Below are 13,014 nucleotides of genomic sequence, written 5' to 3' on the forward strand. Positions count from 1 at the left end.
CTCCTTCACCGCTCCCCACCAGGCAACGGCCCATCCTAGGCCGGTCCCGCACACCGCGAGAAGGCTCGAAACCGGACAGAAAGATGCCAATACCTGGCCACCGGCGGACAACGTCGCCGGCCACTCCGAAAAGCTTGACAAACGCGCATCCGGCCGATAAATGACAGGGCAGCATTGCGAATGCCGATCACCGAGATCGGTGATTCACCGACTCGACGAGAAGGGGCGCCAATGCCCGACCGTGCCGCGCCCCGGGTGTTCGTGACCTATTCGCACGACACCCCGGAACACAAGGAACTCGTGCACAAGTTCGCCTCGTTCCTCCGCGTGGAGATCGGCTTGGACGTGCACCTCGACGCCTGGTACGACAACACGCGCCGGGACTGGTCGCTGTGGGCCACCGAGAACCTCGAGAAGGCGGACTTCATCGTGGTCATCGCCTCCCCGGACTACAAGCGCCGCGCCGACGGCACCGCGCTGCCCCACGAGGGGCGGGGCGCCCAGTTCGAGGCGGCGATCATCCGGGACAACCTCACCCGGGACCTGCGCCGGGAGACCGAACGGGTGCTGCCCGTCGTCCTGCCCGGCCGCTCGGTCGACGAGATTCCGTTGTTCCTCAACGGCCACTCGACGACGCGGTACCACGTCGACGAGTTCACCCCGGCCGGCGTGGCGGACCTCCTCGCCGCGATCACCGGGCAGGGCCAGTACCCGATGCCCCGGCGTGGGAAATGGCTCGGCGGAACCCGCGAGGAACACCACGTGCCCGCGGGTGAACTGCCGTGGCTGTGCGCCGGCAACGGCGTGAAACGCGCCGCCGCGGACATCGGCGGCGTGCGCTACGAACAGAGCATCGTCGTGCGGCCGGGTGCGCCGTCGGTCGCCGGGCCGGGGTTCGTCGAACTGGACCTCGGCGGCAACTACCGGCGGTTCACCACCGTCGCCGGGGTGCTCGACGACGCCGCGGACGCGTTCCAGGTCGGCCGGGTCCGCGTGGTCCTCGACGGGACCCCGCGGTCCGAACACGACGTCTCGGCCGGGAAACCCGCCGTCATCGACCTGGAGGTGACCGGCGCCCGCCTGTTGCGGCTGGAGCTGTCCCGGCCGCAACAGGCATCACCACTCCGTTCCGCGGCGGTCGTCGTCACCCCGCGGAACGCCCGGCCACCCGAGCTGGGGCTGGGTGATCCGACCGTGACCTGACGCGGCAGGTCTCGAGGTCCACCTCGCGCAACGCCGCGCCCACGCCCGCCAGGGCCACCGCGTTCATCGACAGCGACGTCACCCCCAGCCCCACCAGTACCGGCGCCAGCGCCGGGTCCGCCGCGGCCTCGCCGCACACTCCCACCGGCTTGCCCGCCGCCGCGCCGGCCCGCGCGACCAGGCCCACCAGGCGCTGCAACGCCGGCTGGTGCGGGTCGTTCAGCGCCGCCACCGCGCCCAGCTGGCGGTCCGCCGCGAACACGTACTGCGCCAGGTCGTTCGTCCCCAGCGAGACGAAGTCGACCTCCGCGAGAATCTCCTGCGCGCACAACGCCGCCGCCGGGATCTCGATCATCACGCCCACCCGGGCGATCCCCGCCGCGCGGGCGCGCGAAGCGAACCACGCCGCCTCCGCCGCCGTGGCCACCATCGGGGCCATCACCGACAGCTCCACCCCGGTGTCCCCGGCCGCCGCCGCGATCGCCGACAGCTGGCGGTCCAGCAGGTCCGGGCGGTCGAAGGCCACGCGCAGGCCGCGGACACCCAACGCCGGGTTGGGTTCCTCGCCCATCGGGAGGAACGCCAAGGGTTTGTCGGACCCCGCGTCCAGCGTGCGGACGACGACCGGCCGGCCCGCGAACGGGGCCAGCACCGCCGCGTACGCCGCCCGCTGCTCGGCCTCCGTCGGCTCGGAAGCCGCGGTGAGGTAACAGAATTCGGTGCGGAACAGCCCGACCCCTTCGGCGCCGGCCGCCGCGGCAGCCGAGGCGTCCGCCGCCGAGCCCACGTTGGCGAGCAGCTTGACGCGGTGGCCGTCGGCGAGGCGGCCGACGCCGTCCCACACCGGGCGGGACGTCCGGGCCGGCGGCCGGACCGTGCCGTCCGACGGCGTCACCGTGCCCGCCGACCCGTCGACCGCGAGGCCCGGGCTGTCCAGCTCCAGCACTCCGGCGCACGCCACCACGGCGGGAATACCCAGCGCCCGGGCCAGGATCGCGGTGTGGCTCGTCGGGCCGCCTTCCGCCGTCACCAGCGCCAGGACCAGATCCGGGTCGAGGCCGGCGGTGTCGGCCGGGGCCAGGTCGCGGGCCACCAGGACGCTCGGCGACGTCAGGTCCGGCACGCCCGGCGGGGCCACGCCGAGCAGGGCCGCGATGATCCGGTCTCGGACGTCGGCGACGTCCCGGGCGCGTTCGGCCAAGTAGCCGCCCGCGGCCTGCAGCGCCGTCATGAACTCCCCCGCCGCTTCCCACACGGCCCGCGTCGCCGGGAGCGAGCGCGTGCGGACGAGCTTTTCGGCGGACGCGGTCAACGCCGGGTCGGCGGCCATCGCGGCCGTCGTCTCCAGCACCGATCGGGCATCTCCGGACACGGAACGGGCACGATCGGACAACGCGGCCGCCACCGAAGCCGCCGCCCGCCCGATCTTGCCCGCTTCGGCCTCGAGGTCCGCCGGAGCGGGCGTGGAAGCGGGTTCGGGCAGGTCAGCGGCCACGAGGACGCGCGGGCCGTCGACCCGGCCAGGGCTGACTCCGACTCCGGACAGCGGCATTGCAGGACCTCCAGGAGCAAAGGATCTCGTAACGGGGGATTGACAGTACGGTAACAACGGGCACAATCAAACGGCAACGGGCAAACATCGGAGAGGAACGGGCATGTACGCCGCCGAACGGCATCAGCTCCTGGCGCAACGCGCACGACGTGACGGCCGCGTCGACGTCGGTGACGTCGCCGCCGAACTCGGTGTCGCCCCCGAGACCATCCGCCGCGACCTGGGCGTCCTCGAACGCCAGGGCGTGGTTCGCCGCGTCTATGGCGGCGCGGTCGCGGTCGAGCGGCTCGACTTCGAACCCGAGGTCGCGCAGCGGGACCAGACCAACGCCGCGGAGAAGGACGCGATCGCCCGGGCCGCCCTGGACCTGGTGCCCGACCGCGGCTCGATCCTGCTCGACGCGGGCACCACCACCAGCCGGCTCGCGACGCTGCTGCCGGCCGACCGCGAGCTGACGGTGATCACCAACTCGATCCCGGTCGCTTCGATCCTCGCCACCCGCCCGGGCATCACGCTGCACATCCTGGGCGGCCGGGTCCGCGGGACCACGCTCGCCGCCGTCGAAGCCTGGACGCTCCGCGCGCTCGAAGGCCTGCTCGTCGACGTCGCTTTCCTCGGCGCCAACGGCTTTTCCGCCGAGCACGGCTGCACGACGCCGGACATGGCCGAGTCCGCCGTGAAGGCCGCCGTCGTCGCCGCGGCGCGCAAGCGGGTGCTGCTGGCCGACCACAGCAAGTACGGCACCGACCAGCTCAGCCGGTTCGCGCGGCTGGCCGAGATCGACGTGCTGGTCACCGACAGCGGCATCGACGCCGGCGCGGTGGCCGAACTCGAGGAAGCGGGCCCGGAGGTGGTGCTGGCGTGATCGTCACCGTGACCCCCAACCCCAGCCTCGACCGGACGTTGCGGCTGACCGGCCTGCACCGCGGCGAAGTCAACCGGGCCGAAGCCGTCCGGCTCGACCCCGGCGGCAAGGGCGTGAACGTCGCCCGTGCGCTGGCCGCCGCCGGGACCCCGACCGTCGCGCTGCTGCCCGCCGGCGGACCGGTCGGCGAGCGGCTGTCCGACCTGCTCGCCCCGGAAGGCGTCCCGGTCGTCGCCGTGCCGATCGCCGGGTCGACCCGCAGCAACATCACGCTCGTCGAGGCCGACGGGACCACGACGAAGATCAACGAGCCGGGCCCGGAGTTCTCCTCCGCCGAGCTCGCCACCCTCGAACGCCGCGCCGTCGAACTCGCCGTACGCGGCGAATGGCTGGTGTGCTGCGGAAGTCTGCCGGCCGGCGTGCCCGACGACTTCTACGCGCGGCTGACGAAGCTCGCTCGCGAAGCCGGGGCGAAGGTCGCCGTCGACTCCTCCGGCGCACCGCTCGCCGCTGCCTGTGCGAGCGGCCCGGACCTGCTCAAGCCGAACCTCGACGAGCTGATCGAGCTCGCCGGCCGCCCGCTGCCGCTGCTCGGCGACGTCGTCGCGTGCTGCCGGGAGCTGATCTCCGGCGGCGTCGGCCGCGTGCTGGTCAGCCTGGGCGCGCGCGGCGCGGTCCTCGTCGAGGAGTCCGCGACGCACCACGCGCTCGGCCCGCTGGTGGCCGTGCGCAGCACTGTCGGCGCCGGAGACGCCGCACTCGCCGGGTTCCTCCACGCGGGAGGAACCGGCCCCCAAGCCCTGCGGACCGCGGTCGCCTACGGCACCGCCGCGGTCACGCAGGAGGGCAGCCGCATGCCCACGCCGGAGGACGTGCACCCCGACCTGGTGCGCGTGCTCGACGCCGATCCCACCTTCACCCTCAGCGGAGCCGCCGCATGACCACCCCAGACCTGATCACCGCCGACCTGGTCGACCTCGGCCTGGCCGCGACCGACTCCCACGGCGCCGTCCGCGCGCTCGCCGAGCGGCTCGTCTCCGCCGGGCGGGTGACCGACCTCGACCTGTTCCTCGAGGACGTCGCCGCCCGCGAGGAGCAGATGGCCACCGGGCTCGAAGGCGGCATCGGCATCCCGCACTGCCGCTCGGCCGCGGTCACCGCGCCGACGCTCGGTTTCGGCCGCAGCGACGCGGGTATCGACTTCGGCGCGCCGGACGGCCCGGCGAAGCTGATCTTCCTCATCGCCGCGCCGGAAGGCGGCGGCAGCGACCACCTCAAGGTCTTGGCCGCCCTCGCCCGGCGGCTCGTCCGGGCGGAGTTCAAGCAGCACCTGCTCGACGCCACCGATGCCGCGGCCGTCGCCGGCTACATCCGCCAGGAGGTGTCCCCCTCGTGAAGTTCGTCGCCATCACCGCCTGTCCCACCGGGATCGCCCACACCTACATGGCGGCCGAGTCCCTGGAGCAGACCGCCAAGGCCAACGGCGACGAGATCGTCGTCGAGACGCAGGGTTCGGCCGGGTCCGAGCCGTTGTCCGCCGAAGACATCGCGAGCGCGGACGCCGTCATCTTCGCCGCGGACCTCGCGGTGCAGGGCCGGGACCGGTTCGCCGGCAAGCCGATCGTCGAGGCGCCGGTCAAGGCCGCGATCAACGACGCGGCCGGGTTGTTCGAGCGCGCCAAGGCGGCGGCCCGGGAACCCGCCCCCGCCGCCGCTGCCGCCCCGGAGCTCACGTCGAAGGTCGGCGCCAACGACAAGGCCGGCACCAAGGTCCGGCAGTGGCTGATGACCGGTGTCAGCTACCTGATCCCGTTCGTCGCCGCGGGCGGCCTGCTCATCGCGTTGAGCTTCGCCCTGGGTGGCTACAAGATCGTCGACGCGCCGAAGGTCACCGAGCACTTCGACGCGGGGTCGGTGGCCGGCTGGGCCGCGCTGATGTTCCAGATCGGCAGTGCCGCGTTCGACTTCCTGGTGCCGGTGCTGGCCGGGTTCATCGCGTTCGCGATGGCCGACCGCCCGGCGATCGCCCCCGGGTTCGTGGGCGGCGCGATCGCCGTCACCGTCGGTGCCGGCTTCCTCGGCGGCCTGGTCGCCGGTCTCCTGGCCGGTGGGGTGGTGCTGGCGCTGAAGCGGATCCAGGTGCCGAAGGCGGTGCGCGGCATCATGCCGGTGGTCGTCTACCCGCTGCTCGGGTCCATTGTGGTCGGTGTGCTGATGTACGTCGTGGTCGGCAAGCCGATGGCGGCCGCGACGAGCGGGCTGACGAACTGGCTCAACAGCCTCAGCGGAGCCAGCGCCCTGCTGCTCGGCGCGCTGCTGGGCCTGATGATGGCGTTCGACATGGGCGGCCCGGTCAACAAGGCGGCGTACACCTTCGCCGTCGGCGGCTGACCACCGGCGCCACGGGCTCGTTGCAGATCATGGCCGCGGTGATGGCGGCCGGGATGGTGCCGCCGCTGGCGCTCGCCCTGGCGTCGACGGTCCGCAAGAAGCTGTTCACCGAGGCCGAGCGCGAGAACGGCCGCGCGGCCTGGCTGCTCGGGGCGTCGTTCATCACCGAGGGCGCGATCCCGTTCGCGGCGGCGGACCCGTTCCGCGTGATCCCCTCGATCATGCTCGGTTCGGCGGTCACGGGCTCGCTGTCGATGGCCTTCGGAGCGACGCTGCGCGCCCCGCACGGCGGGATCTTCGTGCTCCCGCTGATCGGCAACCCGCTGCTGTTCCTGGTGGCGCTGATCGCCGGGACGCTGGTCGCGGCGGGGTCGGTGATCGCGCTCAAGCAGGTGCGGTTCCGGGCCGTCGAACGTTCCGCCACCGTGTCCGGTCAACCCGTCAACGCGTGAAGGAGTCCACTGTGTACCAACGCCGTACGCTCGTCGCCAGCAGCGTCGGGCTCCACGCCCGGCCCGCGGGCCTGGTCGCCCGGACCGCGGCCGACCAGCCCGTGAAGGTCCGGATCGCGAAGGTCAGTGACGGAGTCGTGGGTGACGCCGTCGATGCCGCGAGCGTCCTGGGCCTCATGACGCTGGGCGCGGGCTTCGGGGACGAGGTGGAGCTGAGCGCCGAGGGCGATCAGGCCCGGACGTCGGTGGACGCGCTGGCCGAGCTGATCGCCCGGGACCTGGACGCGTAACACACCACGAGGGCGCGGCACGCGGGTGCCGCGCCCTCGCCGCGTGTTCAGGCCCGGATCCCCTCCAGCTGAAGGTCGAGCAGCCGGCGCCACCGGCCCTCGCCCGCCATGTTGGCCATGGCCGCGCGGGTGATGAGGACGAAGTCCCCGGGGCCGAAGTCGGCGCGCAGCCGGCCGGCTTCGACCGCGCGTCGCACGATGCGCTCGACGATCGCCGAGAACACCACCTTCTGTTCCTCGATGTCGGCCCAGCTCGGTTCGTCCGGGCCGAGGATGGCGAACCGGAACGCGGCGTCGGGCTCGGCCGCTTCCAGGTAGCCGTAGAGCAGCGCCTCGAACGCCGCCCAGGGGTCCGCCGCGGCCTCGGCGGCCTCGGCGAGGAAGGTCATCTCCTCGAACCGGCGGCCGATGATCGCCGCACGCAGGGCTCGCTTGTCGGCGAAGTGCCGGTAGAGGGTGCCGACGCCCAGCCCGGCGCGCTCGGCGATCTCCTCCATCTGGACGGCGTCACCGCGCTGGGCGAACAGCTCGCCGGCGGCGTCGAGGATGGCGTCGCGGTTGCGCCGGGCGTCGGCGCGCAGCACACGTCGGGAAGCGGTCATGGTGGCCTCAGCGTACTTGACGACGGCGACTTCCGGACTATATTCGGAACCGGAATTCACCTTCAGCTTAGGAGCCGCCATGATCGTCGTGACCACCCCGACCGGCAAGGTCGGCCGCCGGCTCGTCCGGCACCTGCTCGCCGGGGGCAGCAAGGTCGAGGTCGTCGTCCGCGATGCCGCCCGCCTGGACGACGACGTCCGCGAGCAGGTCGACGTGGTCGAAGGAGCCCACGACGACCCGGCCGTTCTCGACGCGGCTTTGTCCGGCGCCGACGCGCTGTTCTGGCTGGTACCGCCGGATCCGGCCGCGGCGAGCGCGGAAGACCACTACCTCGCCTTCGCCCGGGCCGGCGCCGCGGCCGTCCGCCGCCACGACGTCGGGCACGTCGTGGCGGTGAGCAGCGCCGGACACGGCTGGCCCAAGCCGGCCGGCGTGCTGTCGGCGGCGTTCGCCATGGACGCCGAGCTCCGCAGTTCGGGGGCGGCCTACCGAGCCGTGTCCCCGCCCTTCTACCTGGAGAACCTGCTCGGGCAGCTCGCCGCGATCCGCGAGCGGGGCACGTTCGCCCTGACCTGCGCCGGCGATCAGCCGCTCGCCACGATCGCGACCCGCGACATCGCCGCCACCGCCGCCGGCCTGCTGACGGACCGCTCCTGGACCGGGCAGGCCGACGTCCCCCTGTTCGGCCCGGACCGGCTCACCCCCGACGGCATGGCCGGGGTGCTGAGCGAGGAGCTCGGCCGGCCGGTGGCCTACCAGCGCATCTCCCTGGCCGACTTCGCTGCCATGCGCCGCACCCAGGGCGCGAGCGAGCGCGTGGTCGCGGACGCGGTCGAGATGTTCGCGGCCCAGGACGAAGGCATCTACGACGCCGACTGGACCGAGGCGGCGATCGCACCGACGAGCTTCCGGACCTGGTGCCGGGAGGTGCTGGTGCCCGCCCTCTGAGCGGGTCGGCCGAGAACCGGGAAGCAACGGCACCTCTGCAGCGCGGCGATCCAGGCCGCGATCGTCCGCGGCGAGACCCCGGTCGACGCTCGCCCTCGCCTGGGGCGAGGTGACCGCGCCGCCCAGTCCACGCTGAGGCGGGCCGTTACCGGAGCACCGCGCTGGCCCGTCCCCGCGCCCGGCCGCTGAGTTCGGCGTCGAGGGTTTCCTGGGCGAACCGCATCTGCTCCTGGTACCGGGATTCCTCCAGCCGGCGCAGGCCTTCCTCCGGGGCCACGGTTTCGACGGCCGCGGTGATCCACCAGATGTTGCCGAACGGGTCGCGGACCCGGCCGCCGCGCTGGCCGAAGGCGTTGTCCGACAATGCGGTCACCTCCCGGCCGCCCGCCTTCAGCGCGGCCGCGAAAGCGACGTCGGCGTCGGGCACGAAGACGCGCAGCAGCGACGGCAGGTCCGGCCAGTCGTCGTGCTGGTCGAAGGCGAGCACGACGGTGTCGCCGATCCGGATCTCGGCGTGCCCGATGCTGCCGTCCGCCAGCGGCACCCGGCCCAGTTCGACGCCGTCGAAGGCCGCGGCGACGAAGTCCAGCAGCGCACCGGTGTCCTTGGTGACGATCCAGGGGGCGACCGAGGTGTAGCCGTCGGGGGTGGCAGTCATCATGAGTCCCTTTCGCGAGTCGATGACGTCACGCTAACCGCGATATAGGCCAGGACCTGTCCGCAAGGCGACGCTTCTTCAGCCGCCGGTCCGCCGGGCCGCGGCTTTCGTCCTATGCGGTCGGATCGGGACCCAGCGCGCGGTCCAGCAGTTCGCCCAGCTGGTCGACCTGGGCCTCCGACAGGTCGCGGAACGACGACTCGACGACGCCGTCGACGAGGTCCTGGCCCTCGGCCCGCAGGCGCGCGCCTTCCTCGGTCAGCCGGTGCCGCACGGCCCGCCCCGGACCGGGGACGCGTTCGATCAGCCCGCGCTCGGCCATCCGGGTCGCGAGCGAACCGAAGGACTGGTCGGTCTGGAAGGTGAGCACGGCCAGCTCGTGCAGGGAGGCGTCCGGCTTGCGGTGCAGGTGGCGCAGGGTGTCCCACTGCACCAGGGAAAGGCCCAGCGGCGCCAGCGCCCGGGTGAGCGCCCGGTGGTGGCGGTACTGCAGGCGCTTCACGGCCAAGGAGACGTCGCCGGGGCGGTACTTCATGCGGTCACCCTAACCCATCGAAATCAGGTTGCTTATCTAAAGAAGCTTATATAAGGTTCCTTAGATAGCCTGAGACCGAGAAGGAACCATGACGACTCTCCCCGCCGCCGGCTCGCCCCGGCCCACCCGCACCGAAACCCACTCCCTCGGCGCCGCCGAGGTGACCGTCGCCGACCGCGACCGCACCCGCACTTTCCTGCTCCTGCACGGGGGTGGCGGCGTCGCGACCATGGCTGGGTTCGCCGACCTGCTCGCCGAACGCACCCGCTCCCGGGTCCTGCTGCCCACCCACCCGGGCTTCGCCGGCACCCCGAAGGCCGACACGCTCACCGACGTGACCGCGCTGGCCCGGTTGTACGTCGACCTGCTGGACCGGCTCGACCTCGTGGACGTCACGGTGGTCGGCAACTCCTTCGGCGGCTGGCTGGCCGCCGAGATCGCCCTGCTGAAGAACCCGCGCGTCAGCGGCGCGGTGATCGTCGACGGGATCGGCATCGAGGTCGAGGGGCACCCGGTGACCGACATCAGCGGCATGTCCCTCCCCGAGATCCGGGCACTGTCCTTTCACGACCCCGGCCGGGCTCCGGTACCGCCGGCCGGCGGGGGCACCGGGCCGAGCCCGGACGTGCGCGCCCTGATCGGCTACACCGGCCCCACAATGGCCGACCCGGGCCTGGCCGGGCGGCTCGGCGGGATCGAGATCCCCGTGCACGTGCTCTGGGGCGAGAGCGACGGCATCGCCGGCCCGGAGTACGGGAAGGCCTACGCCGCCGCGATTCCGCGCTCGACGTTCACCCCGCTCCCCCGGACCGGCCACCTGCCGCAGGTCGAAACGCCCGGGGACCTGCTCGGCGCCCTGCTCGACCTGATCTCCTGAGCCACGCCGACACTCCCCGCGACGGGCTCAACCACGACGACAGCGAATGGCTCTGTTGCCATTCCGCCAATTGTCATCCGCCTTTTGCGCCATCCGCCGTGCGACTTCCCGAAAGTGCAGCGTCCCGACTCTGTCGAATTTCCACCGGTTCACCGCGCAGTTCATGAATCGTTCTTCCCGGGCCGGACCCGCTGAGCCGAACGGATCATCACCTCGACCAGCGCCGTTACGAGGGTTTCCGCATCGGAACCATACCGTTACCTGAGGCGGGGGTCCCCGCTGAAACACCGGGGCCGCATGCGGCGATTAGTACAGCGGGTGACCATCCCGCTACGCGCAACGGAGCAGCCGGCTGGGCTACCCGCACGAGACCTGGTTCCCCCGGTTCACCAGGGGGTTCCGGACCATTTCTGGCGGACGGGGAGAAAATGCGCCGGACATTCGTCGTCGCCGACTTCGGTCGTCCCGCGGGGTACGAAGACCGGCTGAAACGGGTGCTCCACGATCTGCACGACGGGCTCGGGCCGACGCTCACCGCCGCCGTGCTCGGCCTGCGCGCCGCCCGGGACCTGATCGCGCGGGACCGGGCCGGCACCGAGCACCTGCTGGCCCGGCTCGAAGACGAACTCTACGGCGCGATCACCGACCTGCGGCGGATCGTGGCCGACGCGCGGCCGCCCGCGCTCGACGAGGCCGGGCTGGTGCTGGCCGTGCGCCGGTACGCCGCCACGCTCACCGGGCGGGTGCCCGCCGAGCACGGGCCGCTGCGGGTGGCCGTCGAGGTGCGCGGCGAGCTGCCGCCGCTGTCGGCCGAAGTCGAGGTCACCGCCTACCGGATCATCCGCGAGGCGCTGGTGAACGTCGCCCGCCACTCCGGAGCCCGCGAGTGCACCGTGCACCTCTGGCCGCGGGACGGCGACCTGCACGTGGAGATCGTCGACGACGGTGTCGGCACCGACGGCGAAGCCCTGCCCGCGGTGGGCGGGACGGGGCTGCGGTCGATGCGGGAACGCGCCGGCGACCTCGGCGGCGGCTGCCGGGTCGAGCCGGTTTCCTCCGGGGGCACGCGGATCGCCGCCTGGCTGCCGCTCGCCGCGGGGAAGTGAGCCGTGTTCGGTTCCCTGCGCGTCCTCGTGGTGGACGACCACCCGGTCTTCCGGGCGGCGCTGTGCGCGATGATCGACGCCACCGACGGGCTGGAGGTCGCCGGCGAGGCGGCCGACGGCCTGACCGCGGTCGCCGACGCGGGCCGGCTGGAGCCCGACGTCATCCTGATGGACCTCAACCTGCCCGACCTCGACGGCGTCGAGGCCACGCGGCGGATCGTGAGCGCGAGCCCGCACACCGGCGTCCTCATGCTGACCATGTTCGAGAACGAGGCCGCGGTGTTCGCCGCCATGCGCGCGGGCGCCCGCGGCTACCTGCTCAAGGGCGCGCGCAACGAGCAGATCATCCGCGCGGTCCGGGTGATCGGCGATGGCGAAGCCATCTTCAGCCCGGCGATCGCCACCCGGGTCCTGTCGCTGCTCGGGACGGCGACCCCGCGTGACGAGTCGTTCCCGCGGCTGACGTTGCGGGAGAAGGAGATCCTGCGGCTCGTCGCCCAGGGCATGGGCAACGCCTCGATCGCCGAAGAATTGGTGCTGAGCCAGAAGACCGTGCGCAACCACGTGTCCCACATCTTCCGCAAGCTCCGGGTCACCGACCGCACCCAGGCCATCGCCAAGGCCAAAGAGGCCGGCATTGCCCGATCGGAGTAGCGAAAGCGGGACGAATCGGGACTCCATGTCCCTGTTCGGCGAGCGTCCGCACCCCGATCCTTGGGGGTGGAGCGATCCGACGTCGTTCGAGGGAGGGCCACACCCATGATCACCGACCAGGTTCCGGTGCTGCTGCACGCCACCGACACCATCACCCACGCGGGCGTCACGGCCGCGCTGCGGTCACGTCCCGAAATCCGGTTCGCCGACGAAGATTCCGGCGAGCCCGCGGTGGTGCTGGTCATCGTGGAGCGGCTCAACGAAGAGGCCCGGCAGCTGCTGCGCAGCCTCCAGTGCGCCGGCCACGCGGGTGTCGTCCTGGTCGCCGGCGAGGTGGAGGATTCGGAACTGCTGGACGTCGTGGGCAACGGTGTCTCGGCGATCATCCGCCGCGCCGACGCCACCCCGGACACGTTGGTGCGGCTGGTGAAGGCCGCGGCCGTCGGCGAAGGCGCGCTGCCGCCCGACCTGCTGGGCCGCCTGCTGTCGCGGGTGTCCCGGCTGCAGCGGGACGTGCTGCGCCCCAACGGGTGGGACCTCGCCGGGATGTCCCAGCGGGAGACCCGGGTGCTGCGGCTGGTCGCCGACGGCTTCGAGACCAAGGAGATCGCCGACCAGCTGAGCTACTCGGAGCGGACGGTGAAGTCGATCCTGCACGACATCACCAACCGCTTCCAGCTCCGCAACCGCGCCCACGCGGTGGCGTTCGCGATGCGCGAAGGGCTCATCTAGCGCCACCCGGCCGAACCGCACCGACCGCGGCCCGGCCAGGTGGTCCGCCGCGGCCGGTCGTGAGTGGTATGCATCGACCTGGACGTCCACAAGGGACAGGTCGTCTGCCTGCTCGGCCCGTCCGGTGCCGGGAAGAGCACGTTCCTGC

General features: G+C 72.5%; 14 protein-coding genes and 2 pseudogenes. 12 read left to right on the top strand and 4 right to left on the bottom strand.

Going from position 1 to position 13,014, the window contains the following annotated elements; translation table 11 throughout:
• Window positions 1–231 precede the first annotated feature (231 nt).
• Window positions 232–1,203 (top strand): SEFIR domain-containing protein, encoded by a 972-nt coding sequence (locus tag ACWEF6_RS37300; RefSeq protein ID WP_449687269.1) that lies wholly within the window; start codon window positions 232–234, stop codon window positions 1,201–1,203.
• Here the strand turns inward: ACWEF6_RS37300 and ACWEF6_RS37305 are convergent.
• Window positions 1,145–2,755, bottom strand: a complete 1,611-nt coding sequence (locus ACWEF6_RS37305; protein ID WP_449687270.1) for a phosphoenolpyruvate--protein phosphotransferase — start codon at window positions 2,753–2,755, stop codon at window positions 1,145–1,147. The genes ACWEF6_RS37300 and ACWEF6_RS37305 overlap by 59 nt on opposite strands.
• A 103-nt stretch (window positions 2,756–2,858) precedes the next feature.
• Here ACWEF6_RS37305 and ACWEF6_RS37310 point away from each other — a divergent pair, with 103 nt between their 5' ends.
• From ACWEF6_RS37310 to ACWEF6_RS37330, 5 genes and pseudogenes are all read left to right on the top strand, one after another.
• The gene (locus ACWEF6_RS37310; RefSeq protein WP_310972861.1) at window positions 2,859–3,620 is read left to right on the top strand and encodes a DeoR/GlpR family DNA-binding transcription regulator; all 762 of its coding nucleotides are present in this window, start codon (window positions 2,859–2,861) and stop codon (window positions 3,618–3,620) included.
• Window positions 3,617–4,561 (top strand): 1-phosphofructokinase, encoded by a 945-nt coding sequence (gene pfkB, locus ACWEF6_RS37315; protein WP_449687271.1) that lies wholly within the window; start codon window positions 3,617–3,619, stop codon window positions 4,559–4,561. Before ACWEF6_RS37310 ends, pfkB begins: the two co-directional genes overlap by 4 nt.
• Window positions 4,558–5,016 carry a PTS sugar transporter subunit IIA gene (locus ACWEF6_RS37320; RefSeq protein WP_449687272.1) on the top strand — a complete coding sequence of 153 codons (459 nt, stop codon included), beginning with the start codon at window positions 4,558–4,560 and terminating at the stop codon, window positions 5,014–5,016. Before pfkB ends, ACWEF6_RS37320 begins: the two co-directional genes overlap by 4 nt.
• A pseudogene (locus ACWEF6_RS37325) lies at window positions 5,013–6,463 on the top strand (PTS fructose transporter subunit IIC). The gene ACWEF6_RS37320 and the pseudogene ACWEF6_RS37325 overlap by 4 nt, the downstream one beginning before the upstream one ends.
• An 11-nt stretch (window positions 6,464–6,474) precedes the next feature.
• Window positions 6,475–6,753: an HPr family phosphocarrier protein gene (locus tag ACWEF6_RS37330; protein WP_310972865.1), complete on the top strand. Its 279-nt coding sequence runs from the start codon at window positions 6,475–6,477 to the stop codon at window positions 6,751–6,753.
• 47 nt (window positions 6,754–6,800) lie between these two features.
• Here the strand turns inward: ACWEF6_RS37330 and ACWEF6_RS37335 are convergent, their stop codons facing one another.
• Window positions 6,801–7,355, bottom strand: coding sequence for a TetR/AcrR family transcriptional regulator (locus ACWEF6_RS37335; protein ID WP_449687273.1), 555 nt, complete (start codon window positions 7,353–7,355; stop codon window positions 6,801–6,803).
• Between the two features lie 79 nt (window positions 7,356–7,434).
• Between ACWEF6_RS37335 and ACWEF6_RS37340 the strand changes: the two genes are divergently transcribed.
• Window positions 7,435–8,304, top strand: coding sequence for an NAD(P)H-binding protein (locus tag ACWEF6_RS37340; protein WP_449687274.1), 870 nt, complete (start codon window positions 7,435–7,437; stop codon window positions 8,302–8,304).
• Window positions 8,305–8,449: 145 nt separating this feature from the next.
• Here ACWEF6_RS37340 and ACWEF6_RS37345 read toward each other — a convergent pair whose 3' ends face one another.
• Both ACWEF6_RS37345 and ACWEF6_RS37350 read right to left on the bottom strand, forming a co-directional pair.
• Entirely contained in the window at window positions 8,450–8,962 is a 513-nt protein-coding gene (locus tag ACWEF6_RS37345) for a VOC family protein (protein WP_449687275.1), read from the bottom strand.
• A 112-nt stretch (window positions 8,963–9,074) separates the two neighbouring features.
• Window positions 9,075–9,497 carry a MarR family winged helix-turn-helix transcriptional regulator gene (locus ACWEF6_RS37350; protein WP_449687276.1) on the bottom strand — a complete coding sequence of 141 codons (423 nt, stop codon included), beginning with the start codon at window positions 9,495–9,497 and terminating at the stop codon, window positions 9,075–9,077.
• A gap of 88 nt (window positions 9,498–9,585) precedes the next feature.
• On the opposite strand from ACWEF6_RS37350, the gene ACWEF6_RS37355 reads away from it, so the two are divergent.
• The 5 genes and pseudogenes from ACWEF6_RS37355 to ACWEF6_RS37375 form a co-directional block, all read left to right on the top strand.
• Complete coding sequence (locus tag ACWEF6_RS37355; RefSeq protein WP_449687277.1) at window positions 9,586–10,374, top strand: alpha/beta fold hydrolase; 789 nt, start codon at window positions 9,586–9,588, stop codon at window positions 10,372–10,374.
• A 428-nt stretch (window positions 10,375–10,802) separates the two neighbouring features.
• Window positions 10,803–11,480, top strand: coding sequence for a sensor histidine kinase (locus ACWEF6_RS37360; protein WP_449687278.1), 678 nt, complete (start codon window positions 10,803–10,805; stop codon window positions 11,478–11,480).
• A 3-nt stretch (window positions 11,481–11,483) separates the two neighbouring features.
• Window positions 11,484–12,134, top strand: a complete 651-nt coding sequence (locus ACWEF6_RS37365) for a response regulator (RefSeq protein WP_449687279.1) — start codon at window positions 11,484–11,486, stop codon at window positions 12,132–12,134.
• Window positions 12,135–12,239: 105 nt separating this feature from the next.
• The gene (locus ACWEF6_RS37370) at window positions 12,240–12,866 is read left to right on the top strand and encodes a response regulator transcription factor (RefSeq protein WP_043785945.1); all 627 of its coding nucleotides are present in this window, start codon (window positions 12,240–12,242) and stop codon (window positions 12,864–12,866) included.
• Window positions 12,867–12,938: 72 nt separating this feature from the next.
• Window positions 12,939–13,014, top strand: a pseudogene (locus ACWEF6_RS37375) (ATP-binding cassette domain-containing protein); the annotation flags it as partial.

It is taken from the genome of Amycolatopsis sp. NPDC004772 (assembly GCF_053601215.1).

Excerpts from the sequence above, each read along its gene's own strand:
- ACWEF6_RS37300 (WP_449687269.1), top strand. The coding sequence starts at position 232 with ATGCCCGACCGTGCCGCGCCCCGGGTGTTCGTGACCTATTCGCACGAC.
- ACWEF6_RS37305 (WP_449687270.1), bottom strand. The coding sequence starts at position 2,755 with ATGCCGCTGTCCGGAGTCGGAGTCAGCCCTGGCCGGGTCGACGGCCCG.
- ACWEF6_RS37310 (WP_310972861.1), top strand. The coding sequence starts at position 2,859 with ATGTACGCCGCCGAACGGCATCAGCTCCTGGCGCAACGCGCACGACGT.
- ACWEF6_RS37320 (WP_449687272.1), top strand. The coding sequence starts at position 4,558 with ATGACCACCCCAGACCTGATCACCGCCGACCTGGTCGACCTCGGCCTG.
- ACWEF6_RS37335 (WP_449687273.1), bottom strand. The coding sequence starts at position 7,355 with ATGACCGCTTCCCGACGTGTGCTGCGCGCCGACGCCCGGCGCAACCGC.
- ACWEF6_RS37340 (WP_449687274.1), top strand. The coding sequence starts at position 7,435 with ATGATCGTCGTGACCACCCCGACCGGCAAGGTCGGCCGCCGGCTCGTC.
- ACWEF6_RS37345 (WP_449687275.1), bottom strand. The coding sequence starts at position 8,962 with ATGACTGCCACCCCCGACGGCTACACCTCGGTCGCCCCCTGGATCGTC.
- ACWEF6_RS37350 (WP_449687276.1), bottom strand. The coding sequence starts at position 9,497 with ATGAAGTACCGCCCCGGCGACGTCTCCTTGGCCGTGAAGCGCCTGCAG.
- ACWEF6_RS37355 (WP_449687277.1), top strand. The coding sequence starts at position 9,586 with ATGACGACTCTCCCCGCCGCCGGCTCGCCCCGGCCCACCCGCACCGAA.
- ACWEF6_RS37360 (WP_449687278.1), top strand. The coding sequence starts at position 10,803 with ATGCGCCGGACATTCGTCGTCGCCGACTTCGGTCGTCCCGCGGGGTAC.
- ACWEF6_RS37370 (WP_043785945.1), top strand. The coding sequence starts at position 12,240 with ATGATCACCGACCAGGTTCCGGTGCTGCTGCACGCCACCGACACCATC.